Genomic DNA, 23,617 nt, shown 5'->3' with positions numbered 1-23,617 from the left:
CAGGCTCCGGCTTGTGAACGATGCAGGATCGCATCATGGTGCAGCGATAAGGCTAACAGGGGTAAGACAATGATTCCAGTGCAAGGATTGGCAGGCAGCCGTGTGGCGGTTCTGGGGCTGGGGCGGTCGGGCCTGTCGGCGGCACTTGCGCTGCGCGCAGGGGGGGCGACACCGGTCTGTTGGGACGACAACCCGCAAGCCCGCGCCGCGGCGGAGGCCGAGGGGCTGGCGTGCACCCCGTTCAAGTCGGCGCAGGCTTTTGAAGGGATCGCACGTCTGGTCGTGTCGCCCGGTATTCCACATCTCTACCCCGCGCCAAATCCGGTTGTGGCGTTTGCGCTGGAGGCCGGTGTGCCTGTGGACAATGACATCGGGTTGTTTTTTCAAAGCTTTGCGACCCGCGAGTGGGACAATTTCGAGACCATGCCGCGCGTTGTGGCGGTGACCGGATCAAACGGCAAATCGACGACTTCGGCGCTGATCCATCACATTCTTGAACATGTGCAGCGGCCCTGCCAGTTGGCAGGCAATATCGGGCGCGGGGTGCTGGATCTGGAGCCTGCGGTAGACGGGGAGGTCGTGGTGCTGGAACTGTCGTCCTATCAGACGGATCTGGCGCGCAACCTGACGCCGGATGTGGCGGTGTTTACCAACCTCAGTCCTGATCATCTGGACCGGCATCACGGGATGGGCGGGTATTTCGCAGCCAAACGCCGGCTGTTTGCCGAAGGCGGGCCGGACCGCGCGGTGATTGGTGTGGACGAAGACGAGGGGCGGTTTCTGGCGGGGCAGCTGTCACAGGGGCCGACGGATGACCGGGTGATCCGCGTGTCGGTAGAACGCAAATTGACGGGGCCGGGGTGGCAGGTGTTTGCGCGCAAAGGGTTTCTGGCGGAGAACCGCAAGGGCAAACAGGTGGCCTCGATCGATTTGCGCGATGTGGCAGGCCTGCCGGGGGCGCATAACCATCAGAACGCCTGCGCGGCCTATGCGGCGTGCCGGACCTTGGGGTTGGCCCCCAAGGTGATTGAACTGGCGTTTCATTCTTTCGGCGGCTTGCCGCATCGCAGTCAGACCATTGCCGAGGCGAACGGCGTGCGCTTTGTGAATGACAGCAAGGCGACGAATGTGGATTCAGCCGCCAAGGCGTTGATGGCGTTCAAGAATATCCGTTGGATTTGTGGCGGGCTTGAGAAGGAAGGCGGGCTGGAAGGCTTGGCAGAGGCCAGCGCATCGGTGCGCAAGGCCTATGTGATCGGGCGCGAGGCGGCAGGGTTTGCGATGCAGCTGAATGTCGAGGCGGAGGTCTGCGGCAGTATGGAGGTCGCGGTCGCACGGGCGGTAGCGGAGGCTGAGGAAGGCGACGTGGTGTTGCTGGCACCCGCGGCGGCGAGTTTTGATCAATACGACAGTTTCGAGCGGCGCGGCGAGGATTTCATCGCGCAGGTGCGGGCAGTTATTGAGCGCTAAGCGCGCGGGCGGCGGCCATGCCTGAGGACCAAGCCCATTGAAAGTTGAACCCGCCGAGCCAGCCGGTGACGTCGACGGCTTCACCGATAAAATAGAGGCCGTCCACATCTTTGGACATCATGGTTTTTGACGACAGGGCATTGGTGTCGATGCCGCCAAGGGTGACTTCGGCGGTGCGGTACCCTTCGGTGCCGGCGGGGGTGATCTGCCACGCGGCGAGGGTGTCGGTAAGATCGGTCAGCCGCGCGTCGGACCAATCGGCAAGATTGCCGGACAGGTCGAATGCGCCCGCAAGGTGATCAACCAAACGGGACGGCAGGTGGTGGGCCAGTTCCGTGGTAAAATTCTTGCGCCCCGAGGTCTGTCGTTGGTTGCGCAGTTTTTCCAGCAGGTCATTGGCGGGGATAAGGTTGAGGGTGATCGCTTCGCCCTCGTGCCAGTAGGAGGACGCTTGCAACACTGCGGGGCCGGAAAGGCCGCGATGGGTGAACAACAGCGCCTCTTCAAAGGTTGTGCCACCAGCGGTCACTTTGGACGGGGTGGCGGTGCCGGAGATGTCGGCGAAACGCCCGCCCTCGAAGGTGAAGGGCACAAGGCCTGCGCGCGTATCGGTCACTGGGATGTCGAACTGACGCGCAACATCATAGGCGAAACCGGTGGCCCCCATCTTGGGGATGGATTTGCCGCCGGTGGCAATGATCAGGTTTGTTGCTTTGATTTTTGTTTGTTTGTCAGCATCTTGCAGGGTCATGGCGAAGTGATTGTTTAACTTCTGAATGCCGCTGACACTCGTGTTCAGGCGCAGCGCGACGCCTGCGTCATCCATCAGGGTACGCAGCATGGCGACGATCTCTTTTGCGGAGGTGTCGCAGAACAATTGGCCCAGCGTCTTTTCATGCCATGCGATGCCGTGGGCGTCGACCAAGGCGATGAAATCCCATTGGGTATAGCGGGCCAGAGCGGATTTCGCGAAATGCGGATTGCCGGACAGAAAATTTTCAGGACCGCAGTACATGTTGGTAAAGTTGCAGCGCCCGCCGCCGGAGATGCGGATTTTTTCGCCCGCCGCCTTGGCGTGATCCACGACCAACACGCGCCCGCCTGCATGGGCGGCGCACATCATGCCTGCGGCCCCTGCGCCGATTATGACCGTATCAAATTCCATGCCTGTCGCTTTTCATGCAACGGCGGGGTGGTCAAGTTGGTGTGATCGGGGTTGCCGGGGAGCGGGGCCGCAGCCACCTGTGACACCAACGCAATCAAACCGAAAGGAACGGATCATGACAGGATTAACCGCAGGAAGCATTTTCCCCAAGCAAGAGGTCGCCAAGCTGGGCGGTGGAACGGTAAATTTGGGCACGCCCGAGGGAGGGCATGATTGGCAACTGGTCGTCGTTTATCGCGGTTTGCATTGCCCGATTTGCAAAACCTATCTGGCGACGCTCGACGGATTGGTCAGTGATTTCAACGAACTGGGCGTCGACGTTGTCGCGGTCTCTGGCGATCCCGAAGACAAGGCACAGGCGATGGCGGATGAAAAGGAGCTGTCAGTGAAATTGGGCTACGGGCTGAGCGTGGCACAGATGCAGGCGCTGGGGCTTTATGTCTCGGACCCGCGCAGCACGCAGGAAACCGACCGGCCCTTTGCCGAACCGGGGTTGTTTGTGATCAACGACAAGGGTGAAATCCAGATTCTGGATATTTCGAATGCGCCCTTTGCGCGTCCCGATCCCGAAAGCATCAAAAACGGTATCAAGTTCATCCGCGCCAACGATTATCCCATTCGCGGGACGCATAAGGCGGCCTGATCCGCAAAGAAGCTTCCGCCGCAAGCATCGGTTTGCGGCGGAAAACCCCTAGCCTGTAAGGGCAAACCTGTTTATACTGATCCGATAGACCCCAAAAATGGGGCTGGTCCTTCGGGGCATATGAGGCAGTGTAAGGCAGACAGTCATGACAGCGATGGCGCATGGAACCGTTCGTGTAATCGACGGTGAACCCATTCTTCCAAAATGGTGGCGAACCGTAGACCGTTGGGCATTGTCCTGCGTGTTGATGCTGTTCGCGGTCGGGCTTTTGCTGGGATTGGCGGCGTCGGTGCCGCTGGCCGAGCGCAACGGGTTCCAGCCGTTTCATTACGTGCAGCGGCAGGCGGTGTTTGGCAGTCTGGCAATTTTGGCGATGTTGTTAACGTCGATGATGTCGCCCTTGGTTGTGCGGCGTTTGGCGGTAATCGGGTTTCTGGTGGCCTTTGTGGCCTTGGCGCTGTTGCCGTTTTTCGGAACGGATTTTGGCAAGGGGGCAACGCGGTGGTATTCACTGGGGTTTGCGTCGTTCCAGCCGTCCGAGTTTTTAAAGCCCGGGTTTGTGGTTGCCGCGGCATGGATGATGGCGGCCTCGCTTGAGATTAACGGCCCTCCGGGCAAGGTCTGGTCCTTTGCCCTGTGCATCGCGATTGTGCTGATGCTGGCCTTGCAGCCGGATTTCGGACAGGCCTGTCTGGTGTTGTTCGGCTGGGGTGTGATGTATTTCGTGGCCGGTGCACCGATGATTTTGCTGGTCGGCATGGCGGCGATGGTTGTGATCGCGGGGACTGTGGCCTATGCGAACTCGGAACACTTTGCGCGCCGGATTGACGGGTTTCTAAGCCCTGATGTCGATCCCACAACGCAGCTGGGTTATGCTACGAACGCCATCCGCGAGGGCGGCTTGTTTGGTGTGGGCGTGGGGGAAGGCGAGGTAAAATGGTCGCTGCCCGATGCCCATACGGATTTTATCATCGCGGTTGCTGCCGAAGAATACGGGTTGGTTTTGGTCATGTGTATCATTGCGCTTTATACCGGTGTGGTCGTGCGCTCCCTGCTGCGGCTGGTGCGTGAACGTGATCCGTTTATCCGGCTGGCGGGTACGGGATTGGCCTGTATGTTTGGCGTTCAGGCGATGATCAACATGGGCGTGGCGGTGCGGTTGTTGCCAGCAAAGGGCATGACCTTGCCGTTTGTCAGCTATGGCGGGTCATCGGTGATTGCGAGTGGCATTGCCGTCGGCATGTTGCTGGCGTTTACCCGCACGCGCCCACAGGGCGAGATTTCGGACATTCTGGGACGGGGACGCATGCGATGAAGGCGCCTTTGCTGATCATCGCGGCAGGTGGCACCGGCGGACATATGTTCCCGGCGCAGTCATTGGCCGAAGTGATGTTGGCGCGGGGCTGGCGGGTGCGCCTGTCCACGGATGCGCGCGGCGCGCGCTATGTGGGCGGTTTCCCCGAAGCGGTCGAGATCGTGCAAGTCAGTTCAGCCACTTTTGCGCGCGGTGGCGTGGTGGCCAAAGCGATGGTGCCGTTCCGCATTTTAGCGGGAACATTGGGGGCGGCGTGGCGGATGCTGCGCGACCGGCCCAGTGTTGTCGTGGGCTTTGGTGGCTACCCGTCGATCCCCGCGCTGGGGGCGGCGACATTGCTGCGCCTGCCAAGGATGATCCATGAACAAAACGGCGTTTTGGGCCGCGTGAACGAGCTGTTTGCCAGGCGGGTCGATACGGTGGCCTGCGGCACATGGCCGACCGAATTGCCCGAAGGTGTCGAGGGTGTGCATGTAGGCAATCCCGTGCGCAGCTCTGTGCTGGAACGCGCGGGTGCGGGGTATATTCCGCCCGGTGATTACCCGATGGAGCTGCTGGTGATGGGCGGTTCACAGGGGGCACGTATCCTTAGCGAAGTGGTGCCGCCCGCGATTGCGGCCTTGCCGATGGACATGTTGAAAAACATCCGCGTGAGCCATCAGGCCCGCGATGAAGATGGTGAACGGGTGACCGAGTTTTACCGCGAAAACGGGATTGCGGCCGATGTGCAGCCGTTCTTTGACGATGTGCCGCGGCGCATGTCGGAAGCGCAGCTGGTGATCACGCGGGCTGGTGCGTCGACGGTGGCGGATATGTCGGTGATCGGGCGGCCCTCGGTTCTGGTGCCCTTGGCCGCAGCGATCCGTGACGAGCAAACCGCCAACGGACGCGGGTTGGTTGATGCGGGCGCGGCTGTGATGCTGACCGAGCAAGAGGCGACCCCCGAAACACTGACCGAACAGATAGAAACCATTCTCAGCATGCCGCAAATCGCTTTGCAGATGGCAAACGCAGCCTTGTCGGTAGGCAAGCCGGAAGCCGCAGAGGCGCTGGCCGCCTTGGTTGAGACCCTCGCAGATCAAGGAAGAAAAACATGAACGCAGCTGCCGCAACCAAATTGCCTACCGATGTGGGACCGATCCATTTTGTGGGCATTGGCGGCATCGGAATGTCGGGCATCGCCGAGGTTTTGTTGAACCATGGCTATCGCGTGCAAGGCTCTGATTTGAAGGCATCCAAGATCACCGACCGGTTGAAAGGTCTGGGGGCGACGATTTTCGAGGGGCAGAAGGCGGAGAACATCGAGGGCGCGGAGGTTATTGTGATCTCATCCGCGATCAAACCGGGCAATGCGGAACTGGACGCTGCGCGTCTGGCCGGTCTGCCGATTGTGCGCCGTGCGGAAATGCTGGCCGAGTTGATGCGACTGAAATCCAACATTGCGATTGCGGGGACGCACGGCAAAACCACAACGACCACAATGGTGGCGGAGTTGCTGGTGGCGGGTGGCATTGACCCGACTGTTGTGAATGGCGGGATCATTCATGCCTATGGGTCGAACGCCCGTATGGGGCAGGGCGAATGGATGGTGGTTGAGGCGGACGAGAGCGACGGCACTTTCAACCGGTTGCCCGCGACAATTGCGATTGTAACGAACATCGACCCCGAACACATGGAACATTGGGGTGATTTCGACACGCTGCGTCAGGGGTTTCTTGATTTCGTGTCCAACATTCCGTTTTACGGGCTGGCCATCTGCTGCACCGATCATGACGAGGTGCAAAAACTGGTGGGCAAGATCACGGATCGCCGGGTCCTGACCTATGGGTTCAACGCGCAGGCTGATGTGCGGGCGAAAAATCTGCACTACAAGGCCGGCGTGGCCCATTTCGATATTCACTTGCAGGCCGAGGATATGGTGATCGAAGGCTGTGCCTTGCCGATGCCGGGGGATCACAACGTGTCGAACGCTTTGGCGGCAGTGGCAGTTTCGCGCCATCTGGGCATGAAGCTGGAAGAAATCCGCGAAGCCTTGGCTGCCTTTGGCGGCGTTAACCGGCGCTTTACGAAAGTAGGCGAAGTTGACGGGGTGACGATCATTGATGATTACGGCCACCATCCGGTGGAAATCGCCGCCGTGTTGAAAGCCGCGCGTCAGGCGACAGAGGGGCGCGTTATTGCTGTGCATCAGCCGCACCGTTACTCGCGATTGAACCACCATTTCGATGAATTCTGTGCCTGTTTCAATGATGCGGATGTAGTGGGCATTGCCGAGGTATTTTCGGCTGGGGAAGACCCGATTGAAGGTGCGTCGCGCGATGATCTGGTGGCGGGTTTGATCCGCCACGGGCACCGCCATGCGCGCAGTGTACAGGATCAGGACGATCTGGCGCGACTGGTGAAAGAACAGGCGGGACCGGGGGATATGGTGGTCTGTCTGGGGGCTGGTACCATCAGCGCCTGGGCCAACGAACTGCCTGAAAAGCTTGCGGCCCTGAAAGGGGCGGTGGCGTGACGGCGCGCCGGAAAGAGGTCGCCCCATGACATTGATGTTAATCTGTATCCTATGGGTGTTTGCGTCCGCAGGGGTCGCGATGCTGCCGATGCGCCAGCAATATATTCCCGGCATTGCCTTGCTGATTGCGGCGCCGGTGTTGATCTTTTTCATCGGCCAGCAGGTCGGCTGGTTTATGGCGCTGCTCGCGATTGCGGCCTTTGTGTCGATGTTCCGCAATCCGTTGAAATTTATCGTCGCGAAACTGCGCGGCCAGAACCCGCAGGTGCCGCAATGACCCTGTCGCTGACCCTTGCCTGTTTCTGGGCGCTGCTGGCGAATGTGCTGGCGATGACCCCCAGCCGCGACAACCACTGGCGCAACGCCTATGTCCTGATTGCCGCCGGCATTCCCCTGCTTGGGTTTATCACCGTGCAACACGGGCCGTGGGTTGGTTTGCTGGTGCTGGCCGCGGGTTGTTCGATCCTGCGCTGGCCGGTGATCTATTTCGGCCGCTGGCTGCGCAGCAAGGCGGGCGGTTACAAAGGGCCGGCGGAATGAACGGCATGCTCGGGACGTTGATCGGGCTGCTTGCGCTCTGGATGGCGGCCTGTTGTTTTTGCGGTTTTAAACGGCGGTTTGTAGCCTTTCTGGCAGTGCTGCTGATCGGGCTGGGGGCCAACCTATGCTGGATGGTGTTCGGACTGGACGCGCATGTTTTCGAGGTGAATGTGCTGATTGCGCAAACCTCGGCAGTGATCTACGCGGTTTGTGCCTTTGCGATCGGCTTGTTCCTAAGCCGTATCCGTCGCAAATGGATGGAAAGCCGCGTTGAGGGATCCTGAAACATGACTGAAGCCAAACTGCCGACACCGCGCGGGAAACTGACGCCGCAGCGCAATCTGAACGATTTGACGTGGTTACGTGTGGGCGGTCCGGCGGATTATCTGCTGCAACCGGCGGATCTGGAGGACTTGCGCGACTTCTTGCGCGATTTGCCCGAAAATGTGGCAATTTTCCCCATGGGGGTGGGCAGCAACCTGATTGTGCGCGACGGCGGATTGCGCGCTGTGGTGGTGCGGTTGGGGCGCGGATTTAACGGGATCGAAATTGACGCAGAACATGTGATCGCAGGGGCGGCGGCGCTCGATGCGCATGTGGCACGCCGCGCAGCGGATGCGGGGCTGGATCTGACGTTTTTGCGCACCATTCCGGGCAGTATTGGCGGCGCGGTGCGGATGAACGCGGGCTGTTACGGCAGCTATACAGCGGATCATCTGGTCTCTGTGCAGGCGGTGTTGCGCGATGGCACAGTGGTGACGCTGACGCCTGAGGATTTGAATTTACGCTATCGTCAGAGTGACTTGGCCGAGGGGGCGGTGATCGTGTCCGCGACCTTTGCTCCACCCAGGGGCGATCCCGCGGCGTTGCATGCGCGCATGGAAGAACAGCTGCGCAAGCGCGACGAAACCCAACCGACCAAAGACCGCAGTGCCGGCAGCACCTTTCGCAATCCGGCGGGGTTTTCCTCGACCGGTAAAGCGGATGATGTGCATGATCTCAAGGCGTGGAAAGTCATTGATGATGCGGGCATGCGCGGGGCAATCCTGGGCGGTGCGCAGATGTCGCCAAAACACTCCAATTTTCTGATAAACACGGGCGGAGCCACTGCCGCAGACCTTGAAAACCTCGGCGAGGAGGTGCGAAAAAAGGTTTACGATACCAGCGGGATAAGTCTAGTATGGGAAATTATGCGAATTGGTGAAGTTAAGGGCCCTTCAGAGGTCGATCCAGACGCATAAGATCAAGCCGGAAACCGGCAAATACAAAGAATAAGGGCCGCAAAAGGTCCGTGTAAAAGGCAGCTAAAGTGGGTCAGTCGAGCAGACAAACCCCGACAGTGGCGGTAGTGATGGGTGGCCCCTCGGCAGAGCGCGAGGTGTCGTTGAGTTCAGGCAAAGCCTGTGCAGCCGCATTGCGGGAACATGGCGGGTATACCGTGATCGAGGTCGATGCCGGCCGCGATCTGAGTGCCGTTTTAACAGAGATAAAGCCGGACGCGGTCCTGAACTGTCTGCATGGACGTTGGGGCGAGGATGGTTCGGTGCAGGGTCTGCTTGAATGGCTGGGCATTCCCTATACGCATTCAGGCATTTTGGCGTCCGCACTGGCGATGGACAAACAGCGCAGCAAGGATGTGTTCCGCGCCCATGGGTTGCCCGTGGTCGAAAGCGTCCTTGCGGCAGCAGCAGATGTGCGGGCAGGGCATGTGATGGCACCGCCCTATGTGGTGAAACCCAACAACGAAGGATCCTCTGTAGGGGTCTATCTGGTGCAGGAGGCGGCCAACGGCCCGCCGCAGCTGGACGCGGACATGCCCGACGAAGTGATGGTGGAAGCCTTTGCACCCGGCCGCGAGATGACAACCACCGTGATGGGCGACCGCGCGTTGACGGTGACGGATATCATCACCACCGGCTGGTATGATTATGACGCAAAATACAAGGAAGGCGGGTCAAGCCACGTTGTGCCGGCCGACATTCCGCAAGAGATTTTCGATCTGTGTATGGAATACGCGCTGAAAGCCCACCATGCTTTGGGCTGTCGCGGCATCAGCCGCACGGATTTTCGCTGGGATGAAAGCCGCGGTGCTGCGGGCCTGATCCTGCTTGAGACAAACACCCAACCCGGCATGACGGCCACTTCATTGACACCCGAGCAGGGGCAGGCGGTTGGAATCTCTTTCCCCGATCTCTGTGCATGGATGGTGGAGGACGCGTCATGTGGCCGCTGAACACCGTTAAGAAAACCCAACGCGCCGATCCCGCCCCCTCACGGTGGGCGTGGCGGATGCAGCGCTTGATGTTGACGCCGGGTTTCCGGCTGGCGTTGCGCGCCGGTGTGCCGTTTTGCCTGACCTTGATGGCGGGGACGATCTATCTGGCGGATGAGGGGCGACGCGGGGCGATTGCCCAAGCCGTTGCGGATGCCCGCGCAAGTATCGAAGAGCGCCCCGAATTCATGGTCAAGCTGATGGCGATTGACGGGGCCGAAGGCGCTTTGGCCGCAGAAATCCGCGCCAGCATGCCGCTGGAATTTCCGCAAAGTTCGTTTGATCTGGACTTGCCTGTCTTGCGCAGCCGGATCACCGAATTGCCGGGCGTGCGCACGGCCAATGTGCGTATCAAGCCGGGCGGCATTTTGCACATCGACGTGACGCCTCGCGTGCCTGTTGCTGTTTGGCGCAATGACGACGGTTTGGCATTGGTCGATGAAGCGGGCGCGCATGTCAGCACGGTGAACGCCCGCGCGGATCATCCCTCCCTGCCGTTGATTGCCGGTGAGGGGGCACAGATGCATGTGCCACAAGCCTTGACGCTGCTGCGTGCGGCATCGGCGCTGGGGGAACGGGTGCGCGGCGTGGTGCGCATGGGCGAGCGGCGCTGGGATGTGGTCTTGGACCGCGACCAGCGGATTATGCTGCCCGAAGTCAATCCACTGCCCGCGCTTGAGCGGGTGATTGCGCTGGAGCGCGCCCAAGAGGTGCTGACGCGTGATGTGGCGATGGTAGATATGCGGCAGAGGCAGCGTCCGACGATAAGGATGAACCCGGATGCAAACGAGGCCTGGTGGCAGGCCAAAACAAAATAGCGGTTCGTGAAAGAACCGGGGCAGTGAAGGCAGTGTGATGATGAACGATCTATACGAAAGCCAGCGATCCATGCGCCACATGCGCAAGATTGCCATGCAGCGTGGTGTTGTGGCTATTCTGGACGTGGGCAGTTCCAAGATTGCCTGCCTGGTGTTGCGCTTTGACGGTGGCGATACGCTGAGCGACGAAGGCACCATCGGGTCTTTGGCGGGCCAATCCGGGTTTCGGGTGATCGGGGCGGCGACGACACGTTCGCGCGGCGTCAAGTTCGGCGAGATCGAGGCGATGAATGAAACCGAACGCGCGATCCGTACCGCCTTGCAGGCGGCGCAAAAGATGGCAGGCATCCGTGTGGATCATGTGATTGCCTGTTTCTCGGGGGCAGAGCCGCGCAGCTACGGGTTGGACGCGCAGATTGATCTGGACGGCGAAACCGTTACCGAAGACGATGTTGCCCGCGTTCTGGCCGAATGTGATGTGCCTGAATACGGCGAGGGGCGCGAGGTGCTGCACGCCCAACCGGTAAACTTTGCGCTGGATCACCGGTCGGGGTTGAGCGATCCGCGCGGTCAGCTGGGGCAGATGCTGTCGGTGGATATGCATATGCTGACGGTCGACGCCGCGGCGGTCCAGCATCTGGCGCATTGCATCAAACGCTGTGATCTGGAGCTGGCGGGCATCGCGTCGTCTTCCTATGCCTCCGGCATTTCGTCGCTGGTCGAGGACGAGCAAGAGTTGGGTGCCGCCTGTATCGATATGGGTGGCGGGTCGACCGGGGTGTCGATCTTTATCAAGAAGCATATGATTTACGCCGATACGGTCCGCATGGGCGGGGATCACGTGACACAGGACATTTCGCTGGGCTTGCAAGTGCCGACAGCGAATGCCGAACGGATCAAGACGTTCTATGGCGGGGTGCATGCCACCGGCATGGACGACCGTGAAATGATCGAGATCGGTGGAGATACAGGCGATTATGAGCACGACCGCCGCACGGCGTCGCGCGCCGAGCTGATCGGCATTATGCGCCCCCGCGTCGAGGAGATCCTCGAAGAGGTGCGCGTGCGTCTGGATGCCGCGGGTTTCGACCATTTGCCCAGCCAGCAAATCGTGCTGACCGGCGGTGGCAGCCAGATCCCCGGACTTGACGGGTTGGCGAGCAAGATTTTGGGCCAGCAGGTGCGTCTGGGCCGTCCGCTGCGCGTTCATGGGTTGCCGCAGGCCGCAACGGGGCCAAGCTTTGCCTCGGCAGTCGGGTTGTCGCTGTTTGCCGCACATCCGCAGGATGAATGGTGGGACTTTGACATTCCGGCGGACAAATACCCGTCACGCTCGCTGAAGCGCGCCGTGAAGTGGTTCAAGGACAACTGGTAATCGGTCAGAGCCCGGCAGTGCCCGCCCCCCGTGAAACACGGGGGCGGGCTTGGGGCGTAGCGCTTAGATGCGCATGCGCGGCACGTCGTTTGGATCAAGACGCAATTCGATCAGGAAAGGCCCCTTGCGGGTCTTTAATGCGGCGAGCGCGGTTTCAAGTTCGGCTTCGGAGTGCACTTCGACCCCGTCACCACCCAGTGATTTCGCGATGCCCGCGAAGGACGGCCAGTTGAATTCGGTCAGGCCGGGGTCCATTTTGCGATCAATGAACTGGATATGTTCCGCGCCATAGGCGGAATCATTGGCAACGATCACGATCAGATCCAGGCCAAGGCGCACAGCCGTGTTGAATTCGTTGATCCCGCCCATCATGAAACCGCCATCGCCGGTGAACAGCACCACAGGACGGTCAGGTGCGGCCAGACCGGCACCAACGGCTTCTTGCAGGCCCAGCCCGATGGCCCCGAAATTCACCGTACTGACAAAGCTTGTCGGGTCAGGGGCAGAGATGCGGCACCAGACTTCGGTCATGAAACGCCCGCCATCGGTGACCAGCACGCGATCTAGGGGCAGGGCGGTTTCCAGCCGTTCGAGGGCGTGCACAAAGTTGATGAACCCGTCACCGGATTTCGGGGCCGCCGCCGGATGGGTGGTCAATGTTGCGATGTCCAGTTCGCGGGTGAACCCGCTTGCGGGCACTTCGGCTTCGTCCAGCCAATAAAGGATCGTTTCCGCTGTCAGCCCTGCATCCGCCACAAGCGCTGCGTCAGGATGCAGCCCGCCGCCGATGGCTTCGGGTTCAACGTCGATCTGGATGATGCGTTTGTCCTTCATCAACTTGCCGCGGTCGGTGGTGAAATCATGCAAGGCTGTGCCAAAACAGATGATGCAATCGGCACGCGCGATCAGATCATAGGCGGCGGGCGTGGAAAGCGTGCCGAAAATGTCGATGTTATAGGGGTGGCCGGTGAACAGCCCCTTGGCCTTGAGCGTGGTGGCCAGCGGCGCTTCGAGGCGGTCGGCCAGCTTGATCAGCTGTTCGCGCGCGCCGACGGCACCCGCACCGGCAAGGATCAGCGGCTGGCGGGCCGCGGCGATCATGCCGATGGCATTGTCCAGGATATCACCCTGCGCGACGCCCCCCGGCGCGGTGAAGACATCCAGCACCTGCATGTCATGCGCCACTTCCTGCAACATGAATTCGACGGGCATGTTCAGGACAACGGGGCGGCGTTCCACCTGTGCGCGGTAAAAGGCGCGGGCGACGTCCTTGCCCACGGTCGCAGGGCTGCGCAACTGTTCGAACCCTGCGCCCGTCGCCTTGGCCAGTTCACGCTGGTCGATGCTTTGCAAGTGGCGCGGGTTGTCGACGGGGGTGTCCCCCGCAAGGATCACAAGCGGGATATGGGCGCGGGCCGCTTCGGTCAGAGCGGTCATGCAATTGGTCAGGGCTGGGCCATGGGTCACGGTTGCCACGCCGACGCGGCCAGAGACATGGGCAAAAGCCAGCGCCATCAGAACCGAGCTGCCCTCATGGGCGGCGGGTACGAAACGCCCCCCGCAGTCGCGCACAAAGCTGTCGACCATAAACAAGTTCGCATCCCCCATCAGCCCGAACATGGTTTCGACTCCGTGTTCACGGGTGGCGCGGGCGAGAGATTGGTAAACGTAAAGGGTCTGGCTCATGGGGATCACTCTTTTGACTGTTTCATACGGAATACCAGAGTGGCCATGCGCGATTTTCGCAATTAAGCCGTCATCGGATGAAATCATGCGAAGAGGGCGCGGTATTCTGAGGGTTAATGCGGGAAATATGCATCTTGTGCGCCTTGGGCGCAGGCAGCCGTGTTGCGGCAGTGGGGATCGGGCGTAACACACATAGAATGCCACAGCTGTAGGCGCGTGATTTTTTCGACCAATTGCGCGTGACAAGCTTTCTGCGAGCCTGTATCAACAACGCAATCGCCAAGGCCAAGATAAGGCCGCAAAACACAGGCGAGCGCGGGTCGAGCAGGACCACGTACATTATAGTTGAGTCGTTTTCGCGCCCTTGGTCCGGCGTGGGTTTCCGGCTGGCTAGTGGTTGGTTGGCGCTTGACCGCAAGATTTGCCCAAATCGGCGAAATCTTGCGTGAAAATATGTATTTTATGGCTGTATTTTGTGTTGAAATCGCGGTTTTTGCGTGACCTTGGCGATGACTAAGGCTAATGTTGTATGAATCTATGCAGAAAAGGGCCCGTGGGACGTGGGCTAAATCAACAGGCGGACAGCACATGACACTCAACCTTTCGATGCCCGGTCAAGAAGACCTCAAACCTCGTATCACCGTTTTCGGTGTCGGGGGTGCCGGTGGTAACGCGGTCAACAACATGATCGAAAAAGAGTTGGACGGTGTTGATTTCGTTGTGGCCAACACCGATGCACAGGCATTGCAGCAAGCCAAGTCGGAAAACCGCGTTCAGCTGGGTATTAAAGTGACCGAAGGTCTGGGCGCGGGCGCACGGGCAAGTGTCGGTGCCGCAGCCGCCGAAGAGTCCATTGAACAGATCGTGGACCATCTGGCGGGCGCGCACATGTGCTTTATTACTGCCGGTATGGGCGGTGGTACAGGGACCGGTGCTGCGCCAATCATCGCGCAGGCCGCCCGCGAATTGGGTGTTCTGACCGTTGGTGTTGTCACCAAGCCGTTTCAGTTTGAAGGTGCCAAGCGCATGCGTCAGGCCGAGGACGGTGTTGAGGCACTGCAAAAGGTTGTCGACACGCTGATCATCATTCCAAACCAGAACCTGTTCCGTCTGGCCAATGAAAAAACCACATTCACCGAAGCTTTCAGCCTTGCAGATGACGTTCTGTACCAAGGTGTGAAAGGTGTGACAGACCTGATGGTCCGTCCGGGCCTGATCAACCTCGACTTTGCTGATGTTCGCGCCGTGATGGACGAAATGGGCAAGGCGATGATGGGGACTGGCGAAGCCGAGGGCGAAGATCGCGCCATTCAGGCCGCCGAGAAGGCCATCGCGAACCCGCTGCTGGACGAAATCAGCCTGCGCGGCGCGAAGGGCGTATTGATCAACATCACCGGTGGTGCGGATCTGACCCTGTTCGAACTCGACGAAGCAGCCAACCGTATTCGCGAAGAAGTCGATCCAGAGGCGAACATCATTGTTGGTTCGACTATGGACGACAAACTGGGCGGCTTGATGCGGGTTTCCGTTGTGGCCACAGGTATTGATGCCACGGATGTGAACACCGAAATGCCGGTACCGCGTCGCTCCATGAGCCAGCCGTTGCGCCAGCAGACCGTTGCGGAAGAAGCCATCGAAGCGGCACCTGCCGCTGTTGTGGCCACCGCAGCCGTAAGCGAGCAGGTTGAAGAGCAGACCCCGCTGTTTGAAGATATGGACGTGCAGCGCACTGCCGCTCAAGAGCAGGCCGATGACCTTTTTGAAGAAGAAGCCGGCGCTGACGATCTGCCGCCACCTGCGTATCAGCCACAGGTTGCCGCCTTTGAGCCACGCAACGAGGAAGAGCTGGAAGCGCAGCCCGAAGCCTATGTTGCACCGCGCGCACCGGCACCGGGTACACCGTCGCCCGAAGCGCTGGCGCGTTTGCGTGCCGCCGCACAAAAGGCCAACCCCGAGCAACAGCAGCAGCGTCCAGCGGCAGCTGCACCAGCAGGCGGTCAGGCCGGCGGCGAAAAACCACGCTTCGGCATCAACTCCTTGATCAACCGGATGACCGGTCATGCAGAAGGCGAGGCGGCACCGCGTCCAACCCGCCAGCAGCCGCCCGTACAGCAGCAGCAGCCCCGTGTTGCCGCCGCGCCGCAGCCCGTTCAGGAGCAGGATGCGGATCAGGAACGGATCGAAATTCCTGCATTCCTGCGCCGTCAGGCGAATTAATCGCCCTTTATATGTGAGATTTGGGTCGCCTTCGGGCGGCCCTTTTTCGTTTTAGACTAGTAGGTTAGGGCGCAACAGGCGCTATTGCGCCCATTTGTTTCACCCATGTTTCAGTCCGTTACAAAGATTGAGTTGAGCATTTAGCCCCTGCGGCCTATCTGCATTAACAAGTTAAAAACCGATCTATGACCCGAGAGCGAGACCGCGTGCAAACAACCATCAAATCAGCGATCAGTTTTACTGGTAAGGGCCTGCATTCCGGTGCGCCCGCGACCGTGACGATCCGTCCTGCGGGTGTGCATCACGGTATCTGGTTTTCGCGTACCGATGTTTCTGTCGGCGACCGTCTGATTCCTGCGCGTTGGGATGCGGTGAACCGGTCGCCGTTGTGCACCAAACTTGAGAATGCGACAGGTCTGTCGATTTCCACAGTCGAACATTTGATGGCGGCGCTTGCCGGTTGCGGCATCCATAACGCCCTGATCGAAATCGACGGCCCTGAAGTGCCGATCCTTGACGGATCTGCGATCCCCTTTGTGCGCGGTTTTATGCAGCGCGGCATTCGCGTCTTGTCGGCCCCCGTCATGGCGTTTGAGGTTTTGCAGACCGTCAGCGTAACCGAGGGCGATGCGACTGCAACGCTTTCCCCTTCGGACACATTGCGCATTGATTTCGAAATTGATTTTGCGGACGCCGCGATCGGCAAGCAGCAGAAGTCACTGGTGATGAACAACGGTTCTTTCGCCCGCGAGCTCTGTGACAGCCGCACCTTCTGTCGTCAGGCCGATGTGGTGGCAATGCAGGCCAATGGTTTGGCGCTTGGCGGCAACTCCGGTGAAAATGCGGTAGTGTTTGATGGCGATCAGGTGGTCAGCCCGGGCGGCTTGCGCCATGCGGACGAACCTGTGCGGCACAAGATGCTTGATGCGTTGGGTGATCTGGCTTTGGCCGGTGCGCCGCTTTTGGGGCATTACACTGGCGTGCGGGCGGGGCATTCGCTGACCAACACCCTGTTGCGCAAGCTGTTTGCCACCCCCGGCGCGGTGCGCATGGTGGAATGTGACGCGGCCATGGCGCAGCGCTTGCCGGGTTATGGTCTGGTCTGGGATGAAATCCCGCAGGTTGCCTGAACCCGCTGATGCGGTGTTGCGGCTCTTGAAACTCCTTATTTGCACATGTATTTCTGATCCATTGGCGCAGCTGCGCGCAAGGATCCGTGCGAATTGTGAATGTCGGCCCCAGTTGGGGTGCAATCGGCATTTTGCATTGCAGATTAATGTGCTAGCAAGTGGTCAATAACGGTTGAAAAGACCATGGGTGTGAAGATGCAAGAGGTTCAGGCATGAGCAGGACGGGATCCACCACAAAGGTGATCGGTGCAATGCTTATTGCGGCCAGTCTCACAGCATGTGGCGGCAGCCGGAATGCCGGTCTGGTGGGCGGTAGTTTCCTTAATCCACAGGAAATCCCGCTTGAGACCTATTCAGCCGAACAGATTTTCGAACGCGGTGAATATGAACTGAACCGCAATCAGGCGGGCGAGGCGGCGTTCTATTTCTCCGAGATTGAACGGCTCTACCCCTATTCCGACTGGGCGCGGCGGGCGTTGATTATGCAGGCGTTTTCCTATCATCGCGATCAGGACTATCCTAACAGCCGGTCCGCAGCGCAGCGGTTCATTGATTTCTACCCCGCTGATGATGACGCGGCCTATGCGCAGTATTTGCTGGCGCTCAGCTATTATGATCAGATTGACGAAGTGGGTCGCGATCAGGGGCTGACGTTCCAAGCGCTGCAATCCCTGCGCACCGTGATTGAGGAATATCCCGACAGCGAATATGCCAAATCCGCGATCCTGAAGTTCGATCTGGCCTTTGACCATCTGGCCGGTAAAGAGATGGAAATCGGGCGCTATTACCTGAAGCGGGATCATTACACGGCGGCGATCAACCGTTTCCGTGTTGTGGTGGAGGATTTCCAGACCACCACCCACACCGCAGAGGCATTGCACCGCTTGGTCGAATCCTATCTGTCGCTGGGGCTGACCGAAGAGGCGCAGACCGCAGGGGCCGTTCTGGGACATAACTTCCAGTCGTCCGAATGGTATGAGGACAGCTATAAATTGCTGACGGGCCGTGGCCTTGAGCCGGCGTTCTTTAAGGACAATTGGCTGGCTGCTCTTTACCGCCAGACGATTAAAGGCGAGTGGTTGTAGGAACGGTGGGTTTTACCCACCCTACGGGATAAGCACATGCTGCGCGGACTTGATATTTCCGACATGCTGATCATCGACCGGTTGGAGCTGAGCTTTCAACCGGGGTTGAACGTATTGACCGGTGAAACCGGCGCGGGCAAGTCTATCTTGCTGGATTCACTGGGTTTTGTTCTGGGCTGGCGCGGGCGCGCCGATCTGGTGCGTCAGGGTGCTGCGCAGGGTGAAGTGACCGCGTGGTTTGATTTGCCCGCAGGCCATCCGGCGCATGCGGTATTGCAAGAGGCCGGTTTGCCTGATGGCGAGGAGTTGATCCTACGCCGGATCAACACGGCGGAAGGGCGCAAGACCGCGTGGGTTAATGACCGGCGGTGTTCGGGCGAGGTGCTGCGGGCGTTGTCGGAAACGCTGGTGGAATTGCACGGGCAGCACGATGATCGCGGATTGCTGAACCCGCGCGGACATCGTGCCATTCTTGATGAATTTGCCGGCACGGGCACTGTGCGTGACAAGGTGCGCAAAGCCTGGGGGGCCCTGGGCGCGGCCCGCAAAGCGGCGGCTGAGGCCGCGGCGGAGCGCGAGGCGATCAAGGCCGAGGAAGAATTCCTGCGTCACGCAGTGGCCGAACTCGACAAACTGAACCCGCAAGAGGGTGAAGAAGCGGCGTTGGACGTGGCGCGGCGCAAGATGCAGGGCGCGGAAAAGATCCGTGCGGATGTGGTCAACGCCTATGAAATGATGGGCCAAGGCGGGGCAGAACGCCATCTGGGCGACGCGATGCGCTGGCTGGACGGGGCCGCAACGCGCGCCGAAGGGGCGCTTGAGGCACCGATGGCGGCGTTGGGCCGCGCGATGGTCGAGCTGGACGAGGCGATGTCGGGCGTTGCGGATGCTATGGACCAGATGTCGTTCAACCCGCTGGAACTGGAAGAGACCGAAGAACGCCTGTTCGCGATCCGCGCGATGGCACGCAAACACGACATTGCGCCGGACGAACTCGCGGGTTTTGCCGGCACCTTGCGCGGCAAGCTTGAGGCGCTTGATGCGGGCGAGGCCGCGAAGGCAGGGTTCGACAAGGCGGTCAGTGACGCAGAAGCGGCATATGATAAGGCTGCCAGCGCCCTGACCGCGGCGCGGCGCAAGGCGGCAGGCAAGCTTGACAAGGCGGTTTCGGCTGAACTGGCCCCGCTCAAGATGGAGCGCGCAGTTTTCGAAACACAAATCACGGATGAACCCGAAGGGCCGGAAGGGCGCGATGCGGTGGGGTTCACTGTGGCCACGAATCCCGGTGCACCGGCGGGACCGCTGGGCAAGATCGCCTCGGGGGGGGAACTCAGCCGGTTCTTGTTGGCGCTTAAGGTGTGTCTGACGCAGGGCCAAAGCGGTCTGACGATGATTTTCGACGAAATTGACCGTGGCGTGGGCGGGGCGACTGCCGATGCTGTTGGGCGGCGCTTGTCTGCGCTGGCGGGCGAAGGACAGGTTCTGGTGGTCACCCACAGCCCGCAGGTGGCGGCCCTTGGCGCGCATCACTGGCGGGTGGAAAAAGCGGTTGCCAAAGGGGTGACCACGTCGAATGTGGTGCCGCTGTCGCCGCCCGAACGGGTGGACGAGGTCGCCCGGATGCTGGCCGGTGACACGATCACCGATGCCGCCCGCGCGGCAGCAGAGGCGTTGCTGGCAGGCTGATGGCGCAGGGGGCACGCATAAGATGAGCGAGCCCGGCTTTATCGCGCAGCAGTTCGGCATGGCAGCAACGTCGTGCAAGCTGGGCTGGCAGGTGATCCGCCATCGGGGCCCGGGCAAAATCACCTTCTGGTTCATCGCTTTGTTGATCGGGATTGCCGCAGGCTTTGCCGCCTTGTTGTTTCGCAAGGGCATCAATCTGTTGCAATCGACATGGTACGGGACCGAGGACGTCAAGAACCTGCACACCTTCATCAGCGGGCTGGAGTGGTATTGGGTGGTGCTGATCCCCACCATTGGCGGTTTGGTTGTCGGATTGATCCTGCACCATTTCACCCATGATGCGCGGGCGCGGTCGGTCGGGGATGTGATCCTTGGCGCGGCAATGCATGACGGGCGGGTCGAAACCAAGGCGGGGGTCGCGTCGGCCTTTGCGTCCTTGATCACGCTGTCGACGGGCGGATCGTCGGGGCGCGAAGGACCGGTGGTGCATATCGTCGGCGTCATTTCCACATGGGTCAGCGAGAAGATCAACGCGGATGGCATCACGGGGCGCGATTTGTTGGGCTGTGCTGTGGCGGCGGGGGTTTCGGCCTCTTTCAACGCGCCGATCGCGGGGGCCTTGTTCGCGCTTGAGGTAGTGTTGCGCCATTTCGCCGTGCATGCCTTTGCGCCGATTGTCATCGCGTCAGTTGCGGGGACGGTGATCAACCGGATCGAATTTGGCGGGGTGACGGAATTTGTCCTGCCGACTTATGGCGATTTGCAGTTCTATGTTGAATTGCCTGCCTTTTTGTTGCTGGGCCTGACCTGCGGTTTGGTCGCGGTGGCGTTGATGCGCAGCATCTTCTGGGCCGAGGATCTGGGTAATGTCTTGCAGGCCCGCACTGGATGGCCGCGCTGGTTGCGTCCGGCGGTGGCGGGCGCATTGCTGGGGGTGATCGCCCTGTGGTTCCCGCATATCATCGGGGTCGGATATGAAACCATGTCGCTGGCCTTGATGGGCGAGCTGACGTTTAACGAGGTCATTGTTTTTGCGGTGCTCAAGGTCACAGCCGTTGCGATCACGCTTGGCGGGCGCATGGGGGGCGGGGTGTTTTCACCGTCCTTGATGATCGGTGCACTGACAGGGCTTGGCTTTGGTCTGGTGGCAACGGGAGTGTTTCCCGATGTGTCCGGATCTTCGTCCCTTTATGCGCTGGCAGGCATGGGTGCGGTTGCGGCGGCGGTATTGGGGGCCCCGATATCGACCACCCTGATTGTCTTCGAAATGACAGGGGATTGGCAGACCGGTCTGGCGGTGATGGTCGCGGTCAGCATGTCGACAGCATTGGCCAGCCGCATTGTCGATCGCAGTTTCTTCCTCACCCAGATGGAGCGGCGCGGCATTCATCTGGCGGCGGGTCCGCAGGCCTATTTGCTGGCGATGTTTATGGTTGCGCGGATCATGCGCCGGCCCGACGATCCGAATGCCGCCGATGAAGCGGCCTGTTGGGAATTGATCAACGCGGGCACCTATATCGACGGGGCAGCCACGCTTGAGGCGGCCATGCCGATGTTTGAAACCAGCGGCGCACGGTTTTTGCCGGTGGTGACCTTGTCTGTGGGGGCCCCGCCCGAACTGTTGGGGGCTTTGTTCCATGTGGATGCGTTGAAGGCCTATAACCGCGCTTTGGCAGCGACTGCGGCCGAAGAACATTCTTAATTTTTAGTTAAGTATTTCAGATCATTATAGATTAAGTCGTCGCGTTCCTGAGCGGGGTCCACATCTATATGTGTGGTCACGTTCAGGTGCGCAGCGGCGTCACGGTATCCTGTTCGCAGGGTGCTGTATTGATCCAAATCCAATTTCAGGAGCCCAGCTGCCATGCTCGCTTATGTTTTACTGCCTATGATCGGTATCGGACTTCTCGCGTCCCTTGCATCCCTTGCGGATGTCGGGATCGACGATGACGCCAATATTGCAAACCCGCCGACACCTGATCCTGACGGGGTCGACGGGACGGCGGCAAACGACGCCCTGACCGGAACGGGTGGTACTGACCTGCTGAGCGGGTTGGACGGCGACGATGAATTGCGCGGGTATGGCGGTGATGACACGCTGATCGGTGGCGGCGGCGATGATCTGGCCGTTGGCGGGGACGGGGACGACCAGCTTTTCGGGCGGACCGGCGATGACACCCTTTGGGGGCGCGATGGGGACGACCGGTTGAACGGCAGCTTTGGCGATGATGTGTTGCGCGGGGACAATGGCGATGACGTATTGCGCGGCGGCAATGGGGATGATGCGCTGCTGGGCGGGCCCGGTGATGATGCGTTGATCGGCAATCTGGGCAATGATCTGATCGAGACCGGCAACGGCGCGGACACGGTCTTTGGCGGTAATGGCAACGACCTGATCACAGGGTACCGTTTGCCGGTGGATGACGGGTTTCTGGCGGGAGAGGACGATCTGTTGCCGGATGAATTGAACGGGGGCAGCGGCGACGACACGATTACCGGCAATGACGGGGATACAGTATCGGGCGGATTGGGCGCGGATTTGATCCGCACCATCGGTTATGATCAGGAAGAGGGCGGTGGCGTTATTGTCACCGACTTCAACCCTGCAGAGGACATGCTGTTGTTGGCGGCCAGCGCCGGGCCTGACCTGTCACTGGAGGCGGACACAGACCGGATTTCGGTTGAACAGGACGCCAACGGGGAGGACAGCAACGTCTTTTTCAACGATCAGCTTGTGGCCGTGCTGGAGGGCACCGATGCGGCAGCGCTGGCGGCGGATACCTCATGGTTGGCCAACATCACGGCAGATCCGGCATCGACGACAACCACTACGACGTCCAGCACGACGGCGGGCACTACGGGTGCTGATACGATTTTGGGCAGTGGTGCCGCTGATTCCATCACTGGCGATGCGGGGGACGACGAGATTCGCGGTTTCGGTGCCGATGACACAATCCGTGGTGGCACCGGCGACGACTTTTTGGTCGGCGGCGCGGGGGAGGATGCCCTTGGCGGCGAGATCGGCAATGACACGCTTTGGGGTATGCTTGGCGATGATGTGATGGATGGCGGCAACGGCGATGACCTTTTGCGCGGGGATCCGGGGGATGATTTCATCAATGGCGGGCGCGGCAGTGACGGGCTGTTTGCCGGTGACGGGGATGATACGCTGAACGGTGGCAATGATGCCGATATACTGGAAACCGGTGATGGCGCGGATGTCGCCAACGGCGATGACGGCAATGACCAAATTTACGGCTATGAACGCCCCGGTACCGCGACCACCACCTTGGGCGCAAATGACAGCGCTGCGGATACCCTGAACGGCGGCAACGGCAATGACATCATCGCAGCCAATGACGGCGATGTCGTCACCGGCGGCAGTGGCGCTGACAGGATTGGCGTCGTTGGTTTTGATCTGGCCGATCAGGATGCGGTTATCGTGACCGATTTCGATCCGGCTGTTGATGCACTGGAACTCGTGGGCGGGGACGGCAGCACGCCGGCATTGTTGAGCGGCAGCGATATCGTGGTGCGCGCCGCGATCAATGGCATCGATACCGAGGTGGTCTATCGCGGCGATATTGTCGCAGTTTTACAAAACAGCAGCGCTGCGGCACTTGCGGCGGATCAATCGTGGATCATCAACCCATCCCCGATAAGCTCCGTCGTTTGATCGCGAATTCGGGGAGGATTGCAA

20 protein-coding genes are annotated in these 23,617 nt (G+C 60.2%); 18 read left to right on the top strand and 2 right to left on the bottom strand.

Annotated features, from left to right (window positions below):
* Window positions 1-69 precede the first annotated feature (69 nt).
* Window positions 70-1,470: a UDP-N-acetylmuramoyl-L-alanine--D-glutamate ligase gene (gene murD / locus Z947_RS0115320; protein ID WP_025045167.1), complete on the top strand. Its 1,401-nt coding sequence runs from the start codon at window positions 70-72 to the stop codon at window positions 1,468-1,470.
* Here the strand turns inward: murD and Z947_RS0115315 are convergent.
* Complete coding sequence (locus Z947_RS0115315) at window positions 1,457-2,635, bottom strand: BaiN/RdsA family NAD(P)/FAD-dependent oxidoreductase (RefSeq protein WP_025045166.1); 1,179 nt, start codon at window positions 2,633-2,635, stop codon at window positions 1,457-1,459. The genes murD and Z947_RS0115315 overlap by 14 nt on opposite strands.
* Before the next feature lie 115 nt (window positions 2,636-2,750).
* Between Z947_RS0115315 and Z947_RS0115310 the strand changes: the two genes are divergently transcribed.
* The 11 genes from Z947_RS0115310 (at window position 2,751) to ftsA (ending at window position 12,113) form a co-directional block, all read left to right on the top strand.
* Window positions 2,751-3,278 (top strand): redoxin domain-containing protein, encoded by a 528-nt coding sequence (locus tag Z947_RS0115310; RefSeq protein WP_025045165.1) that lies wholly within the window; start codon window positions 2,751-2,753, stop codon window positions 3,276-3,278.
* A 145-nt stretch (window positions 3,279-3,423) separates the two neighbouring features.
* A complete protein-coding gene (ftsW, locus tag Z947_RS0115305) occupies window positions 3,424-4,593 on the top strand; it encodes a putative lipid II flippase FtsW (protein WP_025045164.1) in 1,170 nt (389 codons plus the stop codon).
* A complete protein-coding gene (locus Z947_RS0115300; protein ID WP_025045163.1) occupies window positions 4,590-5,690 on the top strand; it encodes a UDP-N-acetylglucosamine--N-acetylmuramyl-(pentapeptide) pyrophosphoryl-undecaprenol N-acetylglucosamine transferase in 1,101 nt (366 codons plus the stop codon). Before ftsW ends, Z947_RS0115300 begins: the two co-directional genes overlap by 4 nt.
* Window positions 5,687-7,108 (top strand): UDP-N-acetylmuramate--L-alanine ligase, encoded by a 1,422-nt coding sequence (gene murC, locus Z947_RS0115295; protein WP_025045162.1) that lies wholly within the window; start codon window positions 5,687-5,689, stop codon window positions 7,106-7,108. Before Z947_RS0115300 ends, murC begins: the two co-directional genes overlap by 4 nt.
* A gap of 25 nt (window positions 7,109-7,133) precedes the next feature.
* Window positions 7,134-7,385, top strand: coding sequence for a DUF2484 family protein (locus Z947_RS0115290; protein WP_025045161.1), 252 nt, complete (start codon window positions 7,134-7,136; stop codon window positions 7,383-7,385).
* A complete protein-coding gene (locus Z947_RS0115285; RefSeq protein ID WP_025045160.1) occupies window positions 7,382-7,648 on the top strand; it encodes a DUF2484 family protein in 267 nt (88 codons plus the stop codon). The genes Z947_RS0115290 and Z947_RS0115285 overlap by 4 nt, the downstream gene beginning before the upstream one ends.
* Complete coding sequence (locus Z947_RS0115280; protein ID WP_025045159.1) at window positions 7,645-7,932, top strand: hypothetical protein; 288 nt, start codon at window positions 7,645-7,647, stop codon at window positions 7,930-7,932. Before Z947_RS0115285 ends, Z947_RS0115280 begins: the two co-directional genes overlap by 4 nt.
* A 3-nt stretch (window positions 7,933-7,935) precedes the next feature.
* The gene (gene murB, locus Z947_RS0115275; RefSeq protein WP_025045158.1) at window positions 7,936-8,889 is read left to right on the top strand and encodes a UDP-N-acetylmuramate dehydrogenase; all 954 of its coding nucleotides are present in this window, start codon (window positions 7,936-7,938) and stop codon (window positions 8,887-8,889) included.
* Window positions 8,890-8,999: 110 nt separating this feature from the next.
* Entirely contained in the window at window positions 9,000-9,881 is an 882-nt protein-coding gene (locus Z947_RS0115270) for a D-alanine--D-alanine ligase (RefSeq protein WP_025045157.1), read from the top strand.
* Window positions 9,869-10,738: a cell division protein FtsQ/DivIB gene (locus Z947_RS0115265; protein WP_025045156.1), complete on the top strand. Its 870-nt coding sequence runs from the start codon at window positions 9,869-9,871 to the stop codon at window positions 10,736-10,738. Before Z947_RS0115270 ends, Z947_RS0115265 begins: the two co-directional genes overlap by 13 nt.
* Window positions 10,739-10,778: 40 nt before the next feature.
* Window positions 10,779-12,113, top strand: coding sequence for a cell division protein FtsA (ftsA, locus tag Z947_RS0115260; RefSeq protein ID WP_025045155.1), 1,335 nt, complete (start codon window positions 10,779-10,781; stop codon window positions 12,111-12,113).
* Window positions 12,114-12,176: 63 nt separating this feature from the next.
* Here ftsA and Z947_RS0115255 read toward each other — a convergent pair whose 3' ends face one another.
* Entirely contained in the window at window positions 12,177-13,799 is a 1,623-nt protein-coding gene (locus Z947_RS0115255) for a thiamine pyrophosphate-binding protein (RefSeq protein WP_025045154.1), read from the bottom strand.
* Window positions 13,800-14,387: 588 nt separating this feature from the next.
* Here Z947_RS0115255 and ftsZ point away from each other — a divergent pair.
* The 6 genes from ftsZ (at window position 14,388) to Z947_RS0115210 (ending at window position 23,593) form a co-directional block, all read left to right on the top strand.
* Window positions 14,388-16,016, top strand: a complete 1,629-nt coding sequence (gene ftsZ / locus Z947_RS0115240; protein WP_025045152.1) for a cell division protein FtsZ — start codon at window positions 14,388-14,390, stop codon at window positions 16,014-16,016.
* Between the two features lie 206 nt (window positions 16,017-16,222).
* Window positions 16,223-17,146, top strand: a complete 924-nt coding sequence (lpxC, locus tag Z947_RS0115235) for a UDP-3-O-acyl-N-acetylglucosamine deacetylase (protein WP_025045151.1) — start codon at window positions 16,223-16,225, stop codon at window positions 17,144-17,146.
* Window positions 17,147-17,358: 212 nt separating this feature from the next.
* Entirely contained in the window at window positions 17,359-18,231 is an 873-nt protein-coding gene (locus Z947_RS0115230) for an outer membrane protein assembly factor BamD (RefSeq protein WP_025045150.1), read from the top strand.
* Between the two features lie 36 nt (window positions 18,232-18,267).
* Entirely contained in the window at window positions 18,268-19,917 is a 1,650-nt protein-coding gene (gene recN / locus Z947_RS0115225) for a DNA repair protein RecN (RefSeq protein WP_025045149.1), read from the top strand.
* Window positions 19,918-19,939: 22 nt separating this feature from the next.
* The gene (locus tag Z947_RS0115220; RefSeq protein WP_025045148.1) at window positions 19,940-21,619 is read left to right on the top strand and encodes a chloride channel protein; all 1,680 of its coding nucleotides are present in this window, start codon (window positions 19,940-19,942) and stop codon (window positions 21,617-21,619) included.
* Window positions 21,620-21,781: 162 nt separating this feature from the next.
* Window positions 21,782-23,593, top strand: coding sequence for a calcium-binding protein (locus tag Z947_RS0115210; RefSeq protein ID WP_025045147.1), 1,812 nt, complete (start codon window positions 21,782-21,784; stop codon window positions 23,591-23,593).
* Window positions 23,594-23,617 lie beyond the last annotated feature (24 nt).

This window comes from Sulfitobacter geojensis (assembly GCF_000622325.1).
GTDB lineage: Bacteria > Pseudomonadota > Alphaproteobacteria > Rhodobacterales > Rhodobacteraceae > Sulfitobacter > Sulfitobacter geojensis.
This window is presented reverse-complemented; position numbering and strand designations above follow the sequence as displayed.